The sequence below is a fragment of the Streptomyces sp. NBC_00459 genome (genome assembly GCF_036013955.1).
In the GTDB taxonomy this organism is placed as follows: Bacteria; Actinomycetota; Actinomycetes; order Streptomycetales; family Streptomycetaceae; genus Streptomyces.
Genome location: NZ_CP107903.1, coordinates 1,235,343 through 1,258,123, shown reverse-complemented (window position 1 = coordinate 1,258,123; position 22,781 = coordinate 1,235,343). Strand labels below are relative to the sequence as shown.

The 22,781-nt window shown below is 67.2% G+C and carries 14 protein-coding genes and 3 pseudogenes; 7 read left to right on the top strand and 10 right to left on the bottom strand.

What is annotated here, in order from left to right; genetic code table 11:
- Nucleotides 1–103: 103 nt before the first annotated feature.
- A pseudogene (locus OHN74_RS05275) lies at nucleotides 104–265 on the top strand (IS630 family transposase); the annotation flags it as partial.
- A gap of 274 nt (nucleotides 266–539) precedes the next feature.
- Here OHN74_RS05275 and OHN74_RS05270 read toward each other — a convergent pair.
- The 8 genes and pseudogenes from OHN74_RS05270 to OHN74_RS05235 form a co-directional block, all read right to left on the bottom strand.
- A complete protein-coding gene (locus tag OHN74_RS05270) occupies nucleotides 540–1,577 on the bottom strand; it encodes a type I-G CRISPR-associated protein, Cas3-extension family (RefSeq protein ID WP_327693359.1) in 1,038 nt (345 codons plus the stop codon).
- Nucleotides 1,574–4,096: pseudogene (gene cas3g, locus OHN74_RS05265) on the bottom strand (type I-G CRISPR-associated helicase/endonuclease Cas3g); the annotation flags it as partial. The pseudogene cas3g and the gene OHN74_RS05270, both read right to left, overlap by 4 nt.
- Before the next feature lie 958 nt (nucleotides 4,097–5,054).
- Nucleotides 5,055–7,358: a glycoside hydrolase family 3 N-terminal domain-containing protein gene (locus tag OHN74_RS05260; RefSeq protein WP_327699995.1), complete on the bottom strand. Its 2,304-nt coding sequence runs from the start codon at nucleotides 7,356–7,358 to the stop codon at nucleotides 5,055–5,057.
- Between the two features lie 98 nt (nucleotides 7,359–7,456).
- Nucleotides 7,457–9,586: an amylo-alpha-1,6-glucosidase gene (locus OHN74_RS05255; RefSeq protein ID WP_327693356.1), complete on the bottom strand. Its 2,130-nt coding sequence runs from the start codon at nucleotides 9,584–9,586 to the stop codon at nucleotides 7,457–7,459.
- A gap of 135 nt (nucleotides 9,587–9,721) precedes the next feature.
- Nucleotides 9,722–10,819 (bottom strand): carbohydrate ABC transporter permease, encoded by a 1,098-nt coding sequence (locus OHN74_RS05250; RefSeq protein ID WP_327693355.1) that lies wholly within the window; start codon nucleotides 10,817–10,819, stop codon nucleotides 9,722–9,724.
- Entirely contained in the window at nucleotides 10,819–11,784 is a 966-nt protein-coding gene (locus OHN74_RS05245; protein ID WP_327693354.1) for a carbohydrate ABC transporter permease, read from the bottom strand. Before OHN74_RS05245 ends, OHN74_RS05250 begins: the two co-directional genes overlap by 1 nt.
- A gap of 35 nt (nucleotides 11,785–11,819) precedes the next feature.
- Nucleotides 11,820–13,163: an ABC transporter substrate-binding protein gene (locus OHN74_RS05240; protein ID WP_327693353.1), complete on the bottom strand. Its 1,344-nt coding sequence runs from the start codon at nucleotides 13,161–13,163 to the stop codon at nucleotides 11,820–11,822.
- Between the two features lie 281 nt (nucleotides 13,164–13,444).
- A complete protein-coding gene (locus OHN74_RS05235) occupies nucleotides 13,445–14,458 on the bottom strand; it encodes a LacI family DNA-binding transcriptional regulator (RefSeq protein ID WP_327693352.1) in 1,014 nt (337 codons plus the stop codon).
- 392 nt (nucleotides 14,459–14,850) lie between these two features.
- On the opposite strand from OHN74_RS05235, the pseudogene OHN74_RS42845 reads away from it, so the two are divergent.
- A pseudogene (locus OHN74_RS42845) lies at nucleotides 14,851–14,928 on the top strand (hypothetical protein); the annotation flags it as partial.
- 201 nt (nucleotides 14,929–15,129) lie between these two features.
- A complete protein-coding gene (locus tag OHN74_RS05230) occupies nucleotides 15,130–16,215 on the top strand; it encodes an integrase core domain-containing protein (RefSeq protein ID WP_327693351.1) in 1,086 nt (361 codons plus the stop codon).
- 217 nt (nucleotides 16,216–16,432) lie between these two features.
- On the opposite strand, the gene OHN74_RS05225 is transcribed toward OHN74_RS05230, so the two are convergent.
- A complete protein-coding gene (locus OHN74_RS05225; protein ID WP_327693350.1) occupies nucleotides 16,433–18,229 on the bottom strand; it encodes a phosphorylase family protein in 1,797 nt (598 codons plus the stop codon).
- Nucleotides 18,230–18,624: 395 nt separating this feature from the next.
- Between OHN74_RS05225 and OHN74_RS05220 the strand changes: the two genes are divergently transcribed.
- A complete protein-coding gene (locus OHN74_RS05220; protein WP_327693349.1) occupies nucleotides 18,625–19,188 on the top strand; it encodes a hypothetical protein in 564 nt (187 codons plus the stop codon).
- Nucleotides 19,189–19,552: 364 nt separating this feature from the next.
- On the opposite strand, the gene OHN74_RS05215 is transcribed toward OHN74_RS05220, so the two are convergent.
- Complete coding sequence (locus OHN74_RS05215; RefSeq protein ID WP_327693348.1) at nucleotides 19,553–20,092, bottom strand: hypothetical protein; 540 nt, start codon at nucleotides 20,090–20,092, stop codon at nucleotides 19,553–19,555.
- A 72-nt stretch (nucleotides 20,093–20,164) separates the two neighbouring features.
- Between OHN74_RS05215 and OHN74_RS05210 the strand changes: the two genes are divergently transcribed.
- The 3 genes from OHN74_RS05210 to OHN74_RS05200 all read left to right on the top strand — a co-directional run bounded on the left by OHN74_RS05210 (nucleotide 20,165) and on the right by OHN74_RS05200 (nucleotide 22,595).
- Nucleotides 20,165–21,421 carry an IS256 family transposase gene (locus OHN74_RS05210; RefSeq protein ID WP_443060538.1) on the top strand — a complete coding sequence of 419 codons (1,257 nt, stop codon included), beginning with the start codon at nucleotides 20,165–20,167 and terminating at the stop codon, nucleotides 21,419–21,421.
- Nucleotides 21,422–21,603: 182 nt separating this feature from the next.
- A complete protein-coding gene (locus OHN74_RS05205) occupies nucleotides 21,604–21,927 on the top strand; it encodes a hypothetical protein (protein WP_327693347.1) in 324 nt (107 codons plus the stop codon).
- Between the two features lie 11 nt (nucleotides 21,928–21,938).
- A complete protein-coding gene (locus OHN74_RS05200) occupies nucleotides 21,939–22,595 on the top strand; it encodes a nucleotidyl transferase AbiEii/AbiGii toxin family protein (protein ID WP_327693346.1) in 657 nt (218 codons plus the stop codon).
- Nucleotides 22,596–22,781: the final 186 nt, after the last annotated feature.

Below are 22,781 nucleotides of genomic sequence, written 5' to 3'. Positions count from 1 at the left end.
CCCTCGAACACCGTGGCCGAACAAACAACCCCTGAACGCGTGACGCAACTGTCGGACGTGAACTGGAGGAACAGGGAGCGGGGGCGTCCTCGAAGAGGCCCCGATGGCCAACACTGCATTCACCGATCCCGACCATCTCACCTGCACCCTCCGCCGAGGCCTCGCCCGCATCCAGTGCCATCCCGAACTCATCGACGGCTGCCTCACCGAGACCGGACTGACCCTCACCTCAGACCACTCGAAGCCAATCCGAAAAGGTCAGTAACCGCTGAATACGACGCGAACGCCTATCAGATGTTGCGCATGCCAGAGCTTGAGGTTCTGACCGAGCTAGACCGGCCCGTGTACTGGTTCCGAGTCACCGGCGGGGGTTTCCTTATCATGCTGTGCGGCTCCGAATTGGTCGTCGATGCCGTGGGTCGCAATGACTACGACTCGGGGGTGACGTACCACGTCACTACCGATGGAATCTTCCTTTCGTTAGGGGAGCCGTGGAAACCGACGGCGAAGCCCCAACCGCGGGTGGCAAGGCGAAAGGGCTACGGCCACACCACCTGTCCGGGCTCGAACGGGCCATAGGAGTTACTGAGCTTGGTGCGATGAGCCGAGCAGATCCCAACCAGTCCCAGATTAGTCAGAGATTCATCGAAGCGCGCCGGGTCGTCAGCACGCACGAGTGGGTGTTCGAGCAGTGCTCTTATTGCTGTTTTGGAGAGCGGCGAGGTCCAAACTGGCCAGATAAGAGCAGGTAGGTCCCCGGAGGAGTCCCATGCCGTTGTGGCGCTGGTCATGGTGTTCCCGGTGAGGCGAAAGGTGGCAAAGGCGTGCAGCGCGAGCCAGGTTGCCCCCGGTACTCCTTGTTGGGAGGGCTTGCCGTCGCCGGTCATAGCTGCGTCGCCGGTTGACCGGTAGTCGAGATTCGCACCGGTGTAGTCGGGAACTCGTATCCATCCTGTGAGCGCCGCACTGACATGGGCGCCTTGACGGATGCACTGTTCGGCGGCCTTGACCCAGTTATTCGCGAGGGTCATCTGACCGGACGCGGCGAAGAGCGGCGTCGATTCTGTGTACAGTGTGTGCTTTTGTAGGGGGACGGAACTGGCCGCCGCGGTAACACCTTGGTGTTCCTGTTGTGGTTCGTCTTTGAGCTTTTTGGCGGGAGTGACGCAGAGCTGGTTGACCAGCGCCGCAAACCACCGCGCGCGGGGGTCGTTGTCGAGACGCTCCGCCGTCGCGAAATCGCGTAGCAGCCGGTGCGCCTGTTCGATGGGCATGCGTAGGGCGTCGTTGGGCGCCCCGGGGCCGGTATCGCGTGGCAGTCCGAGGATGCCGGGAGCTGCAGGCAGGGGTTCTTTGGCCGGTGCGGTCGGAAGGAACCGGACCAGTAGTTCAGCCAACTGGTTGAGGGTCAGCGGCTGATCAGTGTGTAGCACTGCTGGCGCGGCGAGTCCCCGCCAGGACAGTCGAACTGCCTCGTCGAGGGCCGCATCAGCGAGTTCCAGTACGCCAAGAGCGGCGAGGAATCCGAGCGGATCGTTGCTGTGCAGAGCGGGAAGTTCCAGTTGGTGCGCGTTCAACTGCCCTCCTCGGAGACAGACATGTCGGCGAGCCGCACGATGCTCTCCAGCATTGCGGTGCCCCACGGGCCGTATCGGCCCATCAGTTCAGCGAAGCGGTCGGGACCGTCCCAGTCGACTCCCATGGCTGCGCTGGTTACGGTGATCTGCTGCCCGTCGGGCATGGTGCACTCGACTTCAACGGGATCTGGATCAGTGACCGGCGGAAGCAAGGGGCGGCCCCGGCCGTGGTGGGCCGCGACGAGGTGGATGATCAGGTTCGTGTCCAGCCCGGCGGTCATCTGGGGCTCGCTGCTGAGCCACTTCTGGACGGCCGCAGCACTGAGGGCCTCGTGCCGCAGGCCTGGACTCCAGCCGGCCAAGCGTGCTGCGGTCCGTCGCCCGGCGAGGTCAGCGGGGTCCATGCCGGACTTTGCGAGTGGTTCGGGTAGGGATTCGGCGAGCAGGGCGTCGCCTCCGCACAACATGGTCTGGAAGCGGGGGTGTTGCTTGCCGCAGTCGTGGGTCTGTCCCGCGATCTCCGCTGCTGCAATGGTCGGCTGAGGCAGGCCAGCGCGCTGAGTGAACTCGGCGGCACGGGCCCCGACAGCCTTGCCATGCTGAGCCAGTCCGACAAGCCGGGTCAACGAGCTGGAGTCCGCCCCTTCGTCCCCTACCCCCGGGATGCACTCCCGAAGGCCGTTCGGCACTCGCGGTGGGACCAGCGTCAGGCGCAAGTCACCGGACGCGGCGTCAATCACTACGCGCCCCACTCCTGGGCGAGTCGACGCAGAGAGGTCCCACTGAGCGACGCCGCCCCGCAGGAGCACCAGTCGGCCCAGCAGGCGCTGGGTGAAACGGGCGGCTCCGGTTGGTTCCGGGAGATCGCTGGGCAGCAGGTCGATGACAGCGGTAAGCAGATCGCGCACGACCTCAGTGGCGGGCTCCTGGTGGTCACCGGACTGCAGGCGTCCTATAGCGTCGCCGAGAAGTCCGCGCAGTATGGCCGCCTGATCGGCTCGGCCCGTCAGGCTAGTGATGACGTCAGCGTCCAGACGGGTCGTTGTGAGTGCCTGGTCAAGCGAGAAGTCGCCGAGGTCGGGCACGACTGCTGTGCTCACGACACCTGTCCAACCGAACGCGTCGTGGCCGCCGACTGTGGCAGGAAGAACGACCGTGCGACCAGGTCGGATGTCCCCAGGTGCAAGAGCCGGAGACCAGCCGCCCGGCCCGTCCCAGCGCAGAGCCGGCAGTTGCTGTGGTTGTGTCCGGCTTCGCTTGGTTGGGGCTTGCTCGGGGTCGGGAGCACCTTCAAGGTCGCCACATGCATCGGCTTCGGTCTGACGTGCCAGGAATCGGCGCAGGCGGTGGACAGGTACGGCAACGGTCTCGCCGGGGTGAGGCGGAGTTTGGGCCAGCCGGGCTGCCCACACCTCCCAGGGAGGCGTGATGCCGTCCTGGCAAGGAAGATCGGCTCTCCAGAGCACCTGCACGTCTGCCGAGGAGGTATCCAGACCATGGAGGAACGGGGCCGGAACCTGATCGGGCACGGGGGCGGGGTCGGTGCGAGCCCACGAGTCGAGCACGGTCCGGTGCACGACCGGGATGCGCGGGCTCGGTGCGGTCAACGCCGAGAGGTCAATGCCTGTCCGCAGTTCGGGGAGCGTGGAAGGGTTGAGCAGCAGGCCACTGGCCAGGGCTTGCTGCAGTTCGTCCGTAGCCCCGGGCTGGTCCAGAACGATGGCATCGGCGGCAAGCCAGTCCCAAGTGCGGGCGGCCGCTTCTCCGTAGACGGGGATGGTGCGAACGTCGTCCGGCGCATGGGTCTTGACGAGGACGGCCGGGGCCAGGGCGAGATCGCCGGTGCGGTCCAAGCGGCCGAGACGCTGGAGCACTGCATCCCATGCGGCGGCCTCGGTACACATGCCGGCCACACTGACATCGAGGCCAACTTCGATTGTCTGGGTTGCGACGACGACCAGCGGCCGGGACCGGTGTGGGTCGACCACGTTGAGCAGTTCCGAAAGGGGCCCCTCAACGAGGCTGGTCCGTTCCCCGTCCCGGCAGCGTCCGGTCAGCAGCAGCGCATCCAGGTCGTCGCGGGCCGATAGGGCCTGGAATGCGGAGCGGGCGGACGCGATGGTGTTGGCCACCACTGCTATCACCGGGCGCTCGATGATGGGGAGCAGAGCGTCCACTGCCGTGGTGGCCCCATGGGCGAAGGCTTCGCTGGGGGTCTTGGCCCATGCGGACACGTCGAGCAGAGTCACTCGGCGGTTGGCATTCAGGCGTCTTCCTGCCACCGGGTGGGCCCGGTCTTCCGGGCCCACCCCCAGACGCGTCCGCCCGGAGGCGTCTGCTGTGGCGGACAGGCTGACGACCTTCACCACGCGGGCAGCGAACTGCGGATCGGTAGCGGTGGCCTGGTCGGCGGCGCAGTCGCGAGCCGTGGTGAGCAGTGCCTGCGACAGATGCGCTTCGTCGAGAGCGAGCAATGCATCGAAGCCGGTCAGCGCCGCATCGATGGGGCGCATCCGCGGCGTGGTGTGGTAGGCACTCGGCGGCGCGCAGGGCTATCGGGCGGGCTGCGGCAACATTCAAGGCAGGCAGGCCAATCGGGAGAAGCGGATCACGACGGGCCGTAGCCTTCCGTATCCGGCCACCGGCCCGTCGGGCAGGATGGCTGCCGCGCCCACGCCTTCGGAACACACCCGGCTCTCGCTGGAGGCGCGCCTCGGCGAGCGTGCCCGCACTGCCTGGCCGCCGCTGAAAAGGCTACGCGTCCGCCACCGCGGCGCCTTCGCCCACGTGGAGGCGGAACCGGCCGACGGCGAACGGGTCAAGCTGATGCGGCTGCGCTATACCGGCGCCGTCGGCAGATGGGGCTTCGCCCTCTACTACGCCAGCAGCGACCGCTACGAAGACTCCCTGCTGCCCACCGGCGGCCTTGCCGGCAGCCCCGAAGACGCCCTCGACTGCTCCTGCGGGGTCCAACCTCACCGCCCCCGGCATCTGATCAGACGGCCCAGTTCTCGTAGGGGCTTAGAGAAAACCCCGTCGTCCCAGGTCAGACGAGTGCTCTTTGGGAACGGCAGAACGGTTCGGCCCGCGCTCCGGAACGGAGGGCGCGACCTTGCGGCCGTTCTCCTGGCACCCGGCCGCGGGGGTGATGTGGGTGTCCATTCGCCCGGAGGGTCTTCCGCCGGTTCCCGAGCAGACCGCGGCCATAGCCCGTAGAACGTTCCCCAGGGGAAGTATGCACTGATGCGGGTGCAGGATCGGCTGCAGGAGGTGTTCGCGGACGAGCCCTTCGCTGCGGCGTTCGCGGTGCGTCGGCACTTCCGCCGAGTGCTGGCCTTGGTAACGGCGTTGCAGGAATGCGAGGATCACAGAGTTTCCGGAGAAACAGCCGTCGGCTCCACGCCACAGGAAGGGCCCGCCCAGCCGGCCCGAGAGGGTCAGCTGGGCGGTGGCCTTGAAGTGGCCTTCTGGCGGCCTTCAAGCCCGGATGCGGAATCCCGCGCTCAGCTGCTGTTCGCGCCGTGAACTGGGGCCGACACGGAGCATGAAATCGCCTGGTTCGACCACGCGGCGGTTGTCGGCTGTGACGAGTGAGCAGTGCGCGGTGGGGATGCTGAGCTGGACGTCCAGGGTTTCGCCGGGATGGACGTCGACTTGGGTGAAGGCCTTCAGCTCCTGCTCGGCCCACGTGACGCTGGTGGTCAGGTCGCTGACGTATGCCTGGACGGTTTCCCGGGCAGGGCGGCTTCCGCTGTTGGTGAGTCGCACCGTGGCGTGGACGGTACCGTCGGCGGGGACGTCGTGGTCGTGCACGACAAGGTCGGAGTAGGTGACGGTGGTGTAGGTCAGGCCCTCGCCGAACGCGAACAGGGGGTCCTGGGTGAGGTCCGCATAGCGGTTGCCGTGCTGGCCTCGTACCTGGTTGTAGAAGACGGGTTGCTGTCCGACGTGGCGGGCGAAGGAGACCGGGAGTCGGCCGCTGGGTTCGGTGAGTCCGAGGAGGAGTTCGGCGATGGCGCGGCCGCCGCGCATGCCCGGGTTGAACGCCTCGATGAGGGCTTCCGCGTTCAGCGCCGAGTCCGGGAGGGTACTCGGCTTGGACTGGATCAGGACGACGATCACGGGCGTGCCGGTGGCGGCGACCGCGTCCAGCAGAGCGATCTGGCCTCCTTGGAGGTCGAGCGTGGCCGTCGACCGGCTCTCGCCGGTGAGGGCGATGGTGTCCCCCACGACCACGACGGCGTAGTCGGCGGCCTCCGCGGCGGCGATTGCCTCCCGGAGCTGTGCCTGGTCGACCGGGGCGGGGCTGAAGATGGGCGGCTGCGGTTGGCCGTCGGGGCCGACGGGCCGCTCGGGGTCGGGGGCGAGACTTCCGATGTCGGCACCGCGGGTGTGTGTGATGGTCCAGTCGGCGGGTGCGACGGCGCGAAGGCCGTCGAGCACCGTCTCCACGGACTCCCGTGGATGTCCTTCGGGCAGCCACGGGACCTGGCCGGAGTCTCCCGCCCAGTCGCCGAGCATGGCTTCCGGGCTGTCGGCGTTGGGGCCGATGACCGCGATCGTCCGCGGCGTGCCCTGCCCTGTTACTTCCGCGGTCAGCCCGCCGTCGAGGGGCAGGACGCTCTCGTTGCGCAGCAGCACCAGGGAACGACGGGCGGTCTCCAGGTTGAGGTCGGCGTGTTCGCGGCAGCCGATCACCTGGGCTTGCCGCTCCGGGTCGGCGGTGCGGGGGTCCTCGAACAGCCCGAGTTCGAACTTCAGCCGCAGCACCCGCCGCACCGCGTCATCGATCTGCTTCTCCTCGATTAGGCCACGGGCGACCGCCTCCTGTGCAGCCTCGAAGAACGCCGGTGTGGCCATGATGAGATCGTTGCCAGCGTTGACGGCGACCGCCGCCGCCTCGACGTGGTCGGCGCAGACCCGCTGGTCGTAGACCATCCGGCCGACGTTGTCCCAGTCGGTCACGAGCGTGCCGGTGAAGCCCCACTCGCCTTTGAGTACGTCGTCCAGCAGCCACTGGTGCGCGGTGATGGGCACGCCGTCGATCGACTGGTAGCCGAGCATGAACGTACGGCAACCGGCCCGGGCTGCCCGCTCGAACGGGGGCAGGAACCACGAGCGTAGCTTGCGCGGACTGAGATCGGCCTCGCTCGCGTCCCGCCCGCCCAGGGTCTCGGAGTAGCCCGCGAAGTGCTTGGCGCACGCCAGCACGGCCGTCGGGTCGCTGAGGCCCTCGCCCTGGTAGCCGCGGACCATCGCCGCGCCCAACTCACCTATCAGGAACGGGTCCTCGCCGAACGTCTCGTTGATCCGGCCCCAGCGCAGGTCCCGAGTGATGCACAGCACCGGGGAGAACGTCCAGTGGATGCCGGTCGCCGCGATTTCAGTGGCGGCCGCACGGGCGACCCGCTGGAGCAACGAGGGATCCCAGCTGCAGGCCATGGCCAGTTGGGTCGGGAAGATGGTCGCGCCCGGCCAGAACGAGTGGCCGTGGATGCAGTCGTCGGCTGTCAGCAGCGGAATGCCGAGCCGCGTCCGCCGGGCGAGTTCCACGGCCTCCGGCATCCGCGCGGGAGCCACATGCAGAACCGACCCGGCCAGCTTGGCCGACACGATGTCCACCAGGTCGCCATGTTGTGCATCGAGCATCAGCAACTGCCCGATCTTCTCCGGAAGCGCCATCCGGGACAGCAAGTCCTCGATCCTCGTTTCCACGGACGCTTCCGGATCCAGGTACACCGCAGGGCGGATCGGCTGTCCCACTATGATCTCCAAAGTCATCGTCGTCACAGGTCAGAGAGTTGATCGCGGATGGCGGGGTGGTCGCAGGAGTGTCTGAGCGACGATGCGGATGGACCGTCGCCGATGGCACTATGGGCTCACGGAGCAACCTGGCGGGGCCGGATGTCGACGGTCCAGTCGGCGGGCGTGCCGTGGACCTCGGCGGTGTCGCCGGCGGCGGACAGTTGGAGGCGTGCCGGGCCGAGCCGCAGGCCGTCGAGGCGTACCGTCCCCCACCCTGCGGGCAGGCGGGGGGTCAGGGTGATCCGGCCCTGCGGGATGTGCGGGTCGAGGCCGAGGAAGGCGCGGACCAGCAACATGGGAGCTCCGCTCGCCCATGCCTGGGGTGAGCAGCCGGCGGGGTAGGGCACGGGAGGTGAGTGCTGCTCGCGGGGGAAGCCGCAGAAGAGTTCGGGCAGTCGGCCGCCGAAGGCCGCGGCCGCGTCGAGGAGGCCGTCGGCGAGCCGGTGCGCGGTCTCGACGGCACCGGGCACGTGGGCGTATCGCATCAGGCCGGCCACGCACAGGGCCGTGTCGTGCGGCCAGACCGAGCCGTTGTGATAGCTCACCGGGTTGTAGGCGCCCATGGTCGTCGCCAGCGTGCGCAGTCCGAAGCCGCTGTCCATCTCGGGTGCGCCGAGGCGAGCGATGAGCTGCTCGGCATGATCGTCATCGACGATTCCGGTCCACAGGCAGTGGCCGGGGTTGCTGGTCAGGGCATCCATCGGCTGCTTGCGGGCGTCCAGGGCCACCGCGTACCAGCCCTCGTCCGGCAGCCAGTACTGCTCGTTGAACCGCCGCCGCAGCGTCGCGGCCTCCTCCCGGCAGGTCAGGGCGGTGGTCGCGTCGCCGAAGGCGGTGGCGAGTTCGGCGCGGGCCAGCAGCGCCGCGTACACGTATCCCTGCACCTCTACGACGGCGATGGGCGTCTCGCCGGGCTCGCCTTGGGCGTTGTTGATGCTGCCGTCGATGTCCTTCCACCCCTGGTGGGGCAGGCCCCGCTCGCTGGTGCGCTGGTATTCGACGAACCCGTCGCCGTCGCGGTCGCCGTAGTCGCGCAGCCACTTGAGTGCGGCGTCGGCTGCCGGCAGCAGTGCCCGGACGGCGGTCTCGTCGGCGCCCCAGCGCCACGCCTCGGCCAGCAGCATTACGAACAATGGGGTGGCGTCGACCGAGCCGTAGTACCGCTGGCCGCCGATCGCGGTGCTGTTCGAGCCGAGCCTCAGCTCGTGCATGATCCGGCCCGGCTCCTCCTCGGTGAACGGGTCGGTGCGGCGGCCCTGCACCGCGGCGAGGGCCTGCAGGGTGCCGAGGGCGAGATCCGGGTCGAGTGGCAGGGCCATCCAGCTGGTGAGCAGGCTGTCCCGGCCGAAGAGGGTCATGAACCAGGGCGCTCCGGCGGCAACGAAGGCCCGGCCATGGGCGGGGTCGTCGATGCGCAGCGCGCCGAGGTCGGTCCGTGTGCGGATCAGGGTGGTGGCGAGGCGGGGGTCGTCGGCGGCCAGCGAGGTGCTGTTCTCCCGCCAGGAGTTCAGGGCGCGGGCGGTTGCGGTGTCGCTGATCGGCTCTCCGCGCTGGAAGCGCGGCTCCACCGGCTTGTCGTCGACGATCGGTATGGCCGTGATCTCCGTGGTCCAGGTGGACCGGGGTGGTACCTGGATCTGCCAGGTGAGGCGGTCGGCGGTGATCTCCGCTTCGGTGGCGGTGGTCAGGCTCAGGCCGCGGGAGGCTTCGCCGTGGTGGCGGAGCAGCAGTGTCCCGTCGGCAACCGTTGCGGGTCCTGGTTCATGAGTGGCGGGTTGCTTTCCGTCGATCCCGAACGGTTCGGCGAAGTCGGCTGCCGCGTGGATGGTCAGGACGACCGGAGTGGTTTCTGGGCCGAGGTTCTGGATGGTGATGGTCTCGCGCAGGCCGTTGCCCACGAGTCGCTCTCGCACCAGCAGCAGGGAGTTGTCGTCCGATCCGTCGGTGCTGGTGCGGCGGGCGATGAAGCGGGCGGCGTACGACTCCACCGGCTGGACGGACAGGGTCTGCACGCGGCGGCCGTCGAGGGTCAACTCCCATCGGGAGAGCACTCGGGTGTCGCGGAAGTACAGGCCGAGGTTGCCGCCGGGGACGATGTCCCCGGCGGGCGCGCAGACGCAGAACGTCGTGCCGTCGATCAAGGTGACGGTGGCGGTCTCGGGCACCGCAGAAGAGGGTTCGGCGTTGTTCGCGGGCTGGGTCACGGGGTTACCTCTGCGGGTCGAATGAGGTCGGTCGGTGTGCGGCCGGGTCGGCGCTGCCTACAGGCGCTGCGACAACGGGTTCTGTCCGAAGCCAGTCGGCAGGGAGCGCACCATCTTGGCGCCGGCTTCCCGGGGCTACTTGCCGCTTCCGGACAGGTCGAGGCCGCGCAGGAAGATGCGCTGGCCGAAGAGGAACAGCAGAATCGGGAGCAGCATGCCGAGCAGGGCTCCGGCCTGCAGCAGCGGAATCTGCGAGTTGTACAGCCCGAGGAACTGGTAGAGCCCCACGGAGAACGGCATGAGATCGGGCTTGCCGGTGAGGTAGACCAGGGGCTCGAAGAAGTCGTTGTAGGCGAACAGGAAGTGCAGTATCGCGACGGTGATGATGGCCGGGCGTGCCTGCGGGATGATGACGTACCACAGGGTTTTGAGGGTGCCGGCCCCGTCGATGGCGGCCGCGTCGTCCAGTTCACGGGGGATCGACAGGAAGAACTGCCGCAGCAGGAACACGTTGTAGGCGCTGGCGAAGAAATGCGGTGCGATCAGCGGCACCCAGGTGCCGACGAAGCCGAGTTCCTGCCACACCGCGTAGGTCGGGATGATGGTGAGGAACCGCGGCAGAATGATCGCGGCCACCAGGGAGGCCAGGATGAACGGCGCGAAGGGCACCCTGAACCGCGACAGCCCGTAGGCGACGAGCGTGGAGGAGATGACCGTCCCGACGGCACCGAGGACCGCGATGGCGACGGTGTTGCGGAGCAGGAGCGGGAGGTCCATGGCTTTCCAGACCGCGGAGAAGTTGCCCCATTGCGGCTTCAACTCATACGCCGGTGTCAGTGTCCGCCATGACCCGTTCCAGGTGATGCGCTGGTCCGGGTGGTCCGGGTCGGCGAAGACGCTTTCGGTGCGTCCCTTCTCGACCAGCGCCAGTTCGCGGACGTGCCCCTCGACGGTCACGCGCATGACGGGCACCTGCTCGCCGCCGATGGTCACCTCACGTGGGCTTTGTGGCAGCAGGGGCTGGTGTGCGTCGCTGATCTGCGTGGTGTCCTTGAGTGCCGTGGACGTCATGTACCCCAGGGGTGCCAGGAACACCCCCAGCAGCATCAGGGAGAACAGGGTGAGGGTGGCGCTGATGGTGAGTTTGCGCAGACGCTTGGGGACCGCGGAGTAGCGGCGCTGCGGTTCCGTCACCATGGCGCGGATCTTGGGCCTTATGGCGGTTCCGGCCATCAGCTCTTCACCTCGTACTCGTAGTGCACCCAGAACCGCTGCGTCCAGAAGAGCAACCCGGTGGCGGCCGTGATGGCGGCGAACATCATCCAGGCGAGTGCCGAGCCGTAGCCGGCGTCGTAGAACTGGAAGGTCTGTTTGTAGAAGTACATCGTGTAGAACAGCCCGGAGCCGTTCGGGTCGCCGGTGCCGTTGGTGAGCACGAACGGCACGATGAAGTACTGGCCCAGCGCCACCAGGGTCAGGACCAGGTTGTAGAACGTCATCGGTGAGATCATCGGCAGGGTCACGTGGCGGAACAGGTACCACGGGCCGGCGCCGTCGAGGGTGGCGGCCTCGTACAGTTCGCGCGGCACACCGTTGAGGGCGCTGATGAAGATGAGCATCGCGTTGCCGACGCCCCAGGTCGCGATGAGCGCGTAGCTCGGCAGGGTCCAGGTCGTGTCGCCGAGCCAGTCGGGGCCGGAGACACCGAGCGCGCCCAGCATCCGGTTCAGCCATCCGGTGTCGCCGTTGAGGAAGCTCTGCCAGACGAACAGCGCCGACACGCCGGGGACGATCGCGGGCAGGAAGAACGCCGCCCGGAAGAACCCTCGGGCCCACAGGCCCCGCGCGGTCATCAAGTAGGCCAGGCCCAGCGGCAGCAGCACGGAGACCGGCACGAACAGCACCGCGAACTTCAGTGTGACGACGGCGCTGTGCGCGACGGTCGGGTCGTGGAACAGCTTCGACCAGTTGGCCAGTCCCACGAAGCGGGTGCCGGCACTGCTGTCGCTGACGTAGTGGTAGTCGGTGAACGACATCACCAGCGTGGCGATCATCGGGCCGATGTAGAACAGGAGCAGTCCAAGAAGCCAGGGGGCGACATAGAGCAGGCCATTGCGGCGCTCGCGCTTGTGCCTGTCGCCCCCGGGCACCCCGGCCGCGGCTGCGGCCGAGGTCCCGGACTGGAGGACATCCAGCATGGAATTCTCCAGTGGTCAGGTGATCGGGGCGGGGGCTAGGAGGCGCTGTTGAACAGGGCCTGCAGCTGGGTCCGCAGCGTGGCGGCCTCGGCGTCCATGTCCAGCCCTGGTGTGGTGAGCCACCGGTTGCCGAACTTGTTGGTCAGGTCGGCGCTCTTGCTGAAGTTCGGCATGTATCCCTCGGCACTGGGGATGTCGGGATACTTCAGCCCGTCGAGAGCGACCTGCCAGTCGACGCCCTGCGTCCAGGTCTGGTCCAGGCTCTTGATGTAGTCGGCCTGCAGCTTCTGGTTCGCCGGCATCGAGTTGTACGTCTTCACCAGGTCAGGAGCCCCGGTGGTCATCAAGTACTCGAGGGCCTTGAACGCCTCCTTGGGGTGCTTGCTTCCCTTGGTGAGGCGGAAGGTGTCCGAGCTCGTCTTGTCGGTGATCTTCCCGTTGTACGACGGGATCGCGGCAAGGTCCCAGAACGTCTGGGGCTTGCCGGAGCTGTCCATCAGGCCGGACAGGTACCAGGTGTGGGTGAACGACATGGCGACCTTGCCGGTGGCGAAGGCGTTGCCCTTGTTGAGCGTGTCGCTCGTCAGCTGCTTGTAGTTGGGCGCGGAGTGGTCCTTCCAGATCATGTCGTAGTACCACTTCCACTCCGCCAGCCACGGCCCCGGGATCTGCGCGGTCTTGTTGTCCTTGGCCACGTACGATCCCGCGCCGAAGAGGGTGCCGTGGTTCTGCGGCGTCCCCTCGAGGTACTGCGGGTCGAAGCCCCACTGCACGACCTTCGAGGGATCGAACGTGGGACTGGTCGCGTCGTTTCCGTTGGCGTCGACGGTCAGCTTCTTCGCCAGCTCGCGCAGGGCGTTCACGTCCCAGGTCTTGCCCTGGTACATCCCCCCGAACTTCTGCGGCGGGTAGGGCAGCTTCGCCTCGTCGAAGAGGTCCTTGTTGTAGAAGACGGCCGACGGGTACACGCCGAGCGGCAGCGCGGTCTGCGCGCCGTTGTGGTCCTTGACGGCATCCATCTGCGCCGTGCCGTAGATGGAGGTGTCGAACTTCTCGCTCTTGATCAGCGGCGCCAGGTCAAGCCACTGCCCGTCGAACCCTTGCGCCCCACCGATGCCCACGGGGCCGACGATGTCCGGCGCGTTGCCACCCGCGAGCTGCGTGGCCAGCGTATTCGATGCGGAGGCGCTGGTGACCACCTGCATCTTGAGGGTGACCTGGTTCTGGCTGGCGTTGAAGGCGTCGACGACCTTCTGTTCCTTCGCCGGCTGTCCCGGGTCGGCGCCGGTGCCGAGCCCGACGAACCAGGTGACGGTGACCCGCTGGCCGCCGTTGCCGCCGGAGCCGCCGCATGCGGTGGCAGTCAGCGCCACAGCCATGCCGAGCGCACCCCAGGCCAGCGCGCGGCGCGCGCGCCGTTTCCTTGGGATGTTCGGCGTTCTTCCAGTCCGGCCGGGCGCGGCCGGGACGATTGTTATCATGGTGCTCCTTCGGAGAGTGGTTGACGCTACTGAGGAGTCGTCCTCGAAAACGCTTGACAGTGCGTCACGTCCGGAAGGGGGTGCCGGCGGCTTGCCCGCCGTCGGCACCCGTCCCCGACATCCTGATGATGCTTAGTGCAGTGGTGTCGGCTTGGTCCTGTGTTCCCGTGCTGTCGGGCCTAGGTCGGCATCTCCTCCCCGGATCGGGTACCGCGTACCGTTGACCGCCCGACGACGAGTTGTGTCGGCAACGTTCGCCGGATCGGCCCCTGCTCGCCCTTCAGCAGATCGAGCAGGATGGAGACGGCCTCCCGGCCCACCGCCGGCACGTCCTGGCGCACGGTGGTGAGCTCCATGTCTCCGTGGTTCGGCCTTCGCACCGCGTCCCACCCGCAGACTCCGACGTCCTCAGGGATCCGCAGTCCCGCGGTGCGGACGGCGTCCATTGCGCCGCGGGCCATCTCGTCGTTGCCCGCGACGATGCCGTCGGGCCGGTGCCGCAGCAGCGCCGTCGCCGCGGCGTACCCGCTTTCGTAGGTGAAGTCGCCCACCGCGACGAGGTTGGCGTCGAGTTCGCCGACTCCTCCCATCGCCTCGACGAACACCGAGTGCCGTTCATCGGCGTCGGTGTTGCCGAGCGGGCCGCGAATGGCGGCCAGACGGCGGTAGCCCTCTTCGCGCAGGTGCCGCATCAGCGCCCACGACGACGCGATGTTGTCGGCGGTCGCGTAGCTCGCCTCCTCCAGGCCGCCGGGCCGGCCGATCAGCACGCACGGCAGGCCACTGTCGAGCAGTTCGACGACCCACGGGTGGTCCTGCACCAGGATGGACACGATCAGCCCGTCGACAATGCCGTGGTTGATGGTGTCCCGGATGGCGCGGCTGGGACGGTCATGGGAAAGCCACAGCATCACACCGCCGTCGTGCGCACTCACCGCGTCGGTGACCGCACTGACCAGCTGTGCCCCGTACACGTCGCCCATCAGACGGCTCGGCACGATCAGCCCGTAGATGCCCGACCGGCCGGTCGCCAGGGTGCGGGCGGCCAGGTTGGGCCGATAGCCCAAGGCTTTCGCCACCAGCTGTACCCGCTCGGAGGTCTTCGCACTTATCCGCGGGTCGTCCTTCAGGGCCCGGGACGCGGTCGACCGTGAGGTCCCACTCATTCGAGCCACGTCAGCCAGAGTGACCATGCACCACCCTCCAAACGACCGTAAGCCTGCGATGCAACCGGTAGCACTACCCGGTGCGATGACCCTAGGGCTGCCGTAACAGGGAGGCAACACTCTCGACGACACTTTTCCTTCCTGTTATGCAACCCGTCGCACAGCCTCTGGACCGGTGCACGCCGAGTCCGGCGGCACGCGGACCAGGACGTCTCTTCGTGTGGGCAGCGGGGCCGACTGGCTGGAACGGTGCACATCGGGGGTTCCTCGTATGGTCGAGAGCCGCGACCATGCCGACACCATGCTGCTCGATCTGCAGTAGGCCCGGTGCAGACGACATGCACAACACAGACTCCGAGGTCAACCCCCGAAGGACTTCCGGAACAGACCACTAAGACAGCTTCGACGTTCCATGGTCGATCTTCACTCAGGGGTTCGGGATCAATGATCGTGGCCAGATCGTCGGTGGCAACTGCGACGCCACAGGCACACAGCACGCCTTCCGGCTGGATCGAGGCAGCTTCCGGACCCTGAAGGCGCTCGCCGACAACATCGTCTACGGCATCAACGACCTTGGCGAGAGCGTCCTGCCGGATCCCCCGAGCCGCCCATCTGCTACCTTGTGCCGTTCGGAAACTCATCGCTGCTGCTCGGAGCGGGTCTGGCGTTCCATCACGGTCTGCTGGAACCCTGTCCAGGTGATCGTCTCTCTGGTGTACCAGGTGGCTCGGAAGCTGCTCGCGTTCCCGGCGTTGCTGTTGGGTCGGGATGCGACCAAGGATGCGGAACTGCTTGTGCTGCGACACGAGAACGCGGTGCTGCACAGGCAGCTCTCGAAGCCTGTGCGGTACGAGCCGGCGGATCGGCTATGGTTCGCGGCGCTGTCGTCGCTGATCCCCCGGTGCCGGTGGGCGAACGCGTTCCCGGTGACGCCCGCGACGCTGCTCGCATGGCACCGCAGGCTGATCGCTCGGAAGTGGGACTACAGCAGGCGCCGGGCCAGGCCCGGGAGACCGCTGACCGCGCGAGTGGTGAAGGCGCTGGTGCTGCGGCTGGCCAAGGAGAATCCGCGGTGGGGCTGCCGACGGATCCAGGGCGAACTCATCCGGCTCGGACACCCGGTCGGCTCGACGACGGTCTGGGAAATCCTCACAGCGGCGGGCATCGATCCAGCCCCGCGCCGGGGAGGCCCGACGTGGCGCGTGTTCCTGACCGTGCAGGCCGAGTCCGTCATCGCCTGCGACTTCCTATACGTCGACCTGATCGACCTGCGCCGCGTGTACGCGCTGGTGTTCCTCGAGCACGACACACGCCGACTGCACATCGCCGGCGTGACAGCCCATCCCACCGGGCCCTGGGCGGTACAACAGGCGAGAAACCTCGCCATCGAGTCAGGCGTGCGGGTGGACTCGCTGCGCTTCTTGATTCGCGACCGGGACGCGAAGTACACCGAGTCCTTCGACGCAGTCTTCGCGGCCGACGACATCGAGGTCGTGCCGACAGCGCCTCGAACGCCCCGGATGAACGCGCACTGCGAACGGGTCATCGGAACCCTGCGGCGCGAGGTCTTCGACCACCTGCTCATATGGAATGAAACCCATGCCCGACAGATCCTCGACGCCTACGCCCAGCACTACAACCGTCATCGCCGACACCAGGCCCAGGCACAGCTCCCTCCCCTCGCCCACGAACACCCGAAGCCCATGAGCGCTCCGACTACTCACCGGCTCCTGCACACCCGAATACTCGGCGGCGTGATCAACGAGTACAGATACGCCGCCTGACCAGCAGCGACGAGTTTCCGAACGGCACACGATGGTCTCGTCCAACCGGTACCGGCCGCCGACGAGACGCCCCCTTGTCCCTGCCATGGCAAGGACTGTAGGTCACGCCTCCGAGATCCATAGCGGGAGTTGGCGAGTAATCAGCCCACAGGTCGTTGCGGAGCGGGTGACAACGCGCAGGACGCCCGGCCTCCTTCGGCACCCGGCGCCTTTCCGGTCACTCCGAAGGGCCGGATGCGGCGGAGGTGTGCCACGTCCGTCGGTCCAGGGCGCCGCCGCGGATCATGTGCACCACGAACTCGGCGGCGTTACGAGCCGCCAACGGTTGCGCGTCGTCGTTCTTGCCGATGCCCCAGTCGGATATCGCCTTCACCAGGATCCAGTCGGTCCTGCCCTTGGCAGCGGCCGCGTACACGCCGCCGCCCTCCATCTCCGCGCCGCGTCCGTCCGGTTCGAGCGCCACCAACTGATCGCGGACGGAAACCGAGTCGATCAGGACGCTGGAGGAGAGCATGAGGCCGTAGTGGACCGGGGCCCCGGGCCAGTCGACCTCCGCCGCGCGCAGGCGGTCGAGCAGCAAGCCGGAGGGAGTGACCTTGTCGCCGCGCAGGATGACCAAGGGATCGCCGCCCTGTCTGTCCGCGACCTTCCGGTGGTCCATGAGCCGCAGCTGACTGGAGACGACGATGTCGCCGAGCGTCTGTTCCTGGGGTCGCAGCCCACAGCAGATCCCCACCATGACAAGGAAGTCGGGGGTCAGCCGGTCGATCACCGAAGAAGTCACCAGGGCCGCTCCGGCAGGGCCACCCGCTGCCTGCTCACTCTGCACGAGGTGAATCTCGACCTCGCTGACGACGCCGAGATCGAAGACGGTTCGGTCGCCGAGGAACTGGGCGGTCGGCTTCTTCCCGTTGATCTCCGCCACAGCCCGGAAAACGGCATCGCGTTCACCCGAGGTCACGACGAGGATCAACAGTCTGGTGCGCTTCTCCATCAGGCTCCTCATACGCCGGTACGGTTCGACCTTGATCGTGTGTGCTCGTATCTGGTTGCGACCGGCTACGTAAGCCACCGGAATGACCATCAGTGCCATGAGGCCGGTGAGCCACCCGATGGCAGTGGCCGCGCCTGTCGCCGGAGAAAGGTCCGGTGGATCGGTGAGCAGCAGGCGCTGACTCAACCAGCGCAGAGCGTCCGGGTATGTCGTCGGTCTTCCCTCACACTCACTGTTTGAGCAGGCTGCGGCCTCCTGGCCCATGACGATCAGCGCCTCGGCGGGTACCATCACCAGTATCGCGGCCAGATACAGGAGCAGGAAGCGACCGGTGACCACCCGGCGATCCGCCGGGTCGGGAGCCCTCGATGTCGGCTGGATCATCACGACCTCCACCCCGTCGTCGCGCGGGCCGACGGCGCTGTCCCAGGCGTCGACGTGACTGCGCACGGCATCGGTGGTGATCCCGCGTCGCACCAGGACGAGCGTCTCAGTGAGCTCGCCCCGGCTGACCCGGTACCCGAGGTCCGCAGAGGCCGCTCCCGCGCGCAGAGCGACGAGCTGACCAAGCCGTCCCGTGGCTCGTCGTAACAACTCGTCCGCCCGCTCCGCCTCTTCCTCGTGGCACAACGAAACGGTCCAGTGCACACCGGAGAGCGATTCAGCGACTTCACCGGGCGCACGGGCGAAGGCCGAGAAGGTATGCCACAGCCACACGACCGACATCACGGCAAGGCTGGTCAGCCAGACGGCGACGTACACAATGGCGGCGAGTGCCAGCAGGAGGACCGCACTCCCTGCAGAGGGAAACGGCAGGAGGCCCAAGGCGGTCGTCATCAACAGGAACAGGGGCACGGTGAAGACCAACAGGTCCCAGTGGCGGTCCGCCAGCCGAAGGGCAGCGGAACGGAAACCTCCGTCGAGCGGTCGATGCCGCGACAGCAGGGGAGCCTCCAGGAGCGCGAAGCCGCGAGCGTCCCGCCAGATCAGTCTGCCCTCGCGAGCTCCCGCGTACAGCATGAGGGGGAGCGGTCCGCGAGATCGCGCTATGCCACATACGCCTCGGCTCCGAACTGCCGCTATGGCCGCCCTGCCGTGCTCCGCGGAACGCAGTCGCTGAGCGGCTTCCCGGCACTGTGCGAAGGAGGGACCCGCGTCGGGTACGACGTCCGCCATGGAGACCGTCCCTCGTACACCGGTGCGTCTGATTCCCGGCTCATCATAGGACCGCGGCGGCTCGGTGATGAACGAGACGGGATGACCGAAGTGGCGCCCCGCACGAGGGAGTCGACCGAGTCGTGCTGACGTCCGCTCAGTGCGTGTGCGGGTCGGCGCACCCGGGCATCTTCCCCGTGGCGGCGGGCCGGGGGGCGGGGGACCGCGTGCCTGGTTTCGACCGTGCCAAGGGGGAGAGCATGTCGCACGATCCGAAAATTTCCATGGAACAGCTCCTCGTGCTGGAGTACGAGCACATCAAGGACGAGCAGAAGGCTCGGATCGGATTTCGGGATAATTTGCTCTACGCCACGCTCGCGTCCATGGCCGCCGTCGTGGCGCTCTCGTTGAATCCCGAAACGCGCGCCGCGTTACTTCTCCTGCCACCGGTCTCCCTGTTGCTCGGGTGGACCTACTTGATGAACGACGAGAAGATCTCGGCCATCGGACGCTACATACGCGAACAGGTCGGGCCACGGCTCGCGGACCTGCGGAGCGATAGAGAGCCGGTGTTCGGCTGGGAGTCGGCCCATCGCTCGGATCACCGCCGTACGGTCCGCAAGCAGATACAGCTCGGCGTGGACCTGATTGCGTTCTGTGGTGCTCCCCTGGCCGCCCTCGTCGTGTACTGGGCGGGAACTCCAGAAGGTGCGGCACTGATCACCGTATCCGTCCTCGAGGCACTGAGCACCGCCGTCCTGGCCTGGCAGATCGTGGTGTACGCCGACCTGGGGAGGAGCCGTCCTCCCCTCCGGGCGTCCTGACCCGTCGCGCCGCAGGAGAGAGGCATTGGGCCGCCGTGGGGCCGTGCTAGGTGGCTGGTGTTAAGCGGGTCTTCCTGAGCATGCCGGTTCCGCGTCAGGGACGGCGCGACCCCGCCCAGGTGAGAGCACACGGGCGGGGCCAGCGGGGGCGCCCCCGCCCGGGAGAGGAAGAGGATCACTGCCGGCGCAGCATGGCACCGGATTCAGCCAGGCAACAGGGTCGTGGCCGGAATCGTGGATCAGGGCTGGCTGCGGCGAGTATCTCGTCCACCCATCCCCATCGGTTCTCCATGCCACGGCGCTCCGGTCGTACTACCCAACCTGTGCTCGCTCAAGGGCCATAGCGGGAATGCCGGAGCGACACTCAGGAACCGGGCATCGCGGACGGAGGCATCGTGGCCAGGCTCAAGGCGGTCTCGATCTCGCTGGCCAGGGTGGCGGTTGCTGCCGAGCATGCCTGGCTCCGCGTCCGGAACGCTTCCTCCCGGCTGTCCGGCTCGCTGGGTTCCCGCCCGTGGTAGCGGTCCTCGGTGACCCGGTCGAGGGCGAGGAGAGTTCTCTGCAGCTGGTCCGCTGCCTCTTGAACCGCGGTATCCGTGGTGAACACTTTCGCGGCCGTCTCCATCGCCGCGAACTCCTGCCACCGCCCGACTTTCCGACGGCGGGTCTCAGCTCGCTCGTCTCCGTCGATGCTCAGGGAAAGGACGTTGTGGAGCTCCCAGGAAGCCGACTGCCACATGGACGCGCACTTGAGGAGCTGCAGGTAGACGTCACGCTTGTTGTCCAGTTTCCATCGCAGGTGCGTCGCGTCGAGCTGATCGCGCGTCTGCTGACGCTGTGACTTGGCTGTCACCGACCCCGCCCAGACCGCGCCGGCGGTTCCAGGGAGGGTCTGTACGCTCACCGGTGTAATTGATGATCATGGAAGAGACATCAAGTGACTGACACCGTGACCGAGTCCGCGACCGCCGATGACCTGGCGGAACCGTCACTGGAGAGTGCGGCGGTCGAGCAAAAGCTCATCGAGCAGCTCGTCGCGCAGGCCCGGAGCAAGGGTCTGCAGCTGACCGGCGAGGGCGGGCTGCTGCAGCAGTTGACCAAGACGGTTCTGGAGTCCGCTCTGGAGGGCGAGATCACCGGCCATCTCGGCTACGACAAGCACGACCCGGCGGGCAAGGACGGCGGCAACTCCCGCAACGGCACCCGCTCCAAGACCGTGCTGACCGACATCGGGCCGGTCGAGATCGACGTCCCCCGTGACCGGGAGGGTTCCTTCGAGCCGGCCATAGTCAAGAAGCGGCAGCGCCGGCTGACCGGCGTCGACGAGATGGGTTTGTCGCTGTCCGCGAAGGGCCTCACGCACGGCGAGATCTCCTCGCACCTGGCCGAGGTCTACGGAGCCAGCGTGTCCAAGACGACCATCAGCACGATCACCGACAAGGTGATGGACGGCATGGCCGAATGGCAGAACAGGCCACTCGACCGCGTCTACCCGGTCGTCTTCATTGACGCGATCAACGTCAAGATTCGTGATGGCCAAGTGGCGAACAGGCCGATCTATGTGGCCCTGGCGGTCACCGCCGAGGGGCACCGCGACATCCTCGGGCTGTGGGCCGGCGACGGCGGTGAGGGCGCAAAGCACTGGCTGCGAGTGCTCTCCGAGCTCAAGAACAGGGGCGTCGATGATGTCCTGATGCTGGTCTGCGACGGACTGAAGGGGCTACCGGACGCGGTCGGTGAGGTCTGGCCGCGAACTGTGGTGCAAACATGTGTAGTGCACCTCCTGCGGGCCTCGTTCCGTTACGCGGCCCGACAGGACTGGGACAAGATCGCGAAGGCACTCAAGCCCGTCTACACCGCACCGACCGAGGACGCGGCCACGACACGGTTCCTGGAATTCGCCGAGACCTGGGGCAAGAAATACCCGGCGATCGTCCGCCTCTGGGAGTCCAGCTGGGCGGAGTTCACGCCTTTCCTTCAGTTTGACGCGGAAATACGCCGCATTGTGTGCACGACCAACAGCATCGAGAGCGTCAACGCCCGCATCCGCAAGGCCGTCCGTGCCCGCGGGCACTTCCCCACGGAGCAGGCCGCGCTCAAGTGCGTCTATATGGCCGTCATGAGCCTCGACCCGACCGGCGCCGGCCGCAAACGCTGGACCATGCGCTGGAAGGGCGCCATGAACGCCTTCGACCTGGCCTTCGACGGCCGCCTCACCGCAGGCCAACTCTAGCCACACCAAACCCAGTTACACCGCTCGCTTTACAGACCCCTCTCAGCTGGTGCAATCGGTAGGGGGGTGAGCCTGTGGCGGGCGTGCTCCTGGTGGGTGCCCTCCGCACGGGTGTCGATGACGTCGTAGGCGGACACCACAGCGACCGGCGGACGGCGCTTGGGCAGGGGCATACTGGGCGTATGGAGTCTCGGGTGCGGTATGCGGAGATCCGGCCCTACACGGTGCCGGAGACGCTGGAGGAGCTGGCCGGTCCGGCGGCCGGGGTGGTGGTTTTGCCGACTGTGCTGGACTGGACGCCGAAGCGTGTCTACGACCTGTCGGACGACGTGGACCTGCGGATGTTCTATGAGACGGTCATCCGGGAGGCCATGCATGCGGGGGAGCTGCGGAAGTTCCTTGACCCGGTGCTGCTCTCGGCCGTGTGGCAGAGGCTGTGGCTTCCGCCGCGAGTGCGGTTGATGTGGGAAGGGCGATTCCCGCAACTGGCCCGCAGGGCTGCGTAGTATCCGCCTGTATGGATCCCTTTCACGCCCGACTCGCGCGTATCGGTCTTGGAGCTGCGGCGGGATACGGCTTCGTCCTGGCCGGCGGGTACGCGGTTCAGGCGCATGGGTTCCTGGAACGGCTGTCGGATGACGTCGACCTGTTCACGGACATCGCTGACCCGGTGGCCTTCTCCGAGGCCGTCGATGCGGTGACTGTGGCCTATCAGGCGGTGGGCCTCACTGTTGAGGTGGAGAAGTCCGGTGGGGTGTTCGCCCGGTTCGCGGTTGCTGATGGACAGGGGCGCACGGCGAAGGTGGAGCTCGGGTGCGACTGGAGGGCTCGCCCGCCTGCCGTGTTGGAGATCGGTCCGGTCCTGCATGCCGATGACGCTGTGGCCAACAAGGTGACCACCCTCTTCGGACGGGCCGCGCCACGGGATTACCTCGACGTGAATGCCGCGCTCGCCTCCGGACGGTACTCGGGTGGGCAACTGCTGGAGTTGGCGTTTGAGCACGACGCCGGGTTCGATCCGCGTTACTTCGCCCAGGCGCTGAGGGCGGTCGACCGTTGGCCGGACCGGGAGTACGAGGTATACGGCATCAATGGCGGCCAGGTGGAGGACATGCGCCGACGGTTGCGCGCCTGGGCTGCCGAGATCCTCGATGAACGGCTCGACGAGAAATGACCCAGTCGGCCGTGTTGACCTGAACGCGAACTGACGCGGGCTCTTTCGCGGCTATGGCGTCGGACACCTGAGCTGGGGAGGACAGGAGGCTGGAACCCCGGAGCAGGGGCGCTTGTGGAGGTCCTACAGCGGCTTCCGTTCGATTCTCCGTCGGTCGACAGCGTCGTCGGGATGCCCTTGCAGAAT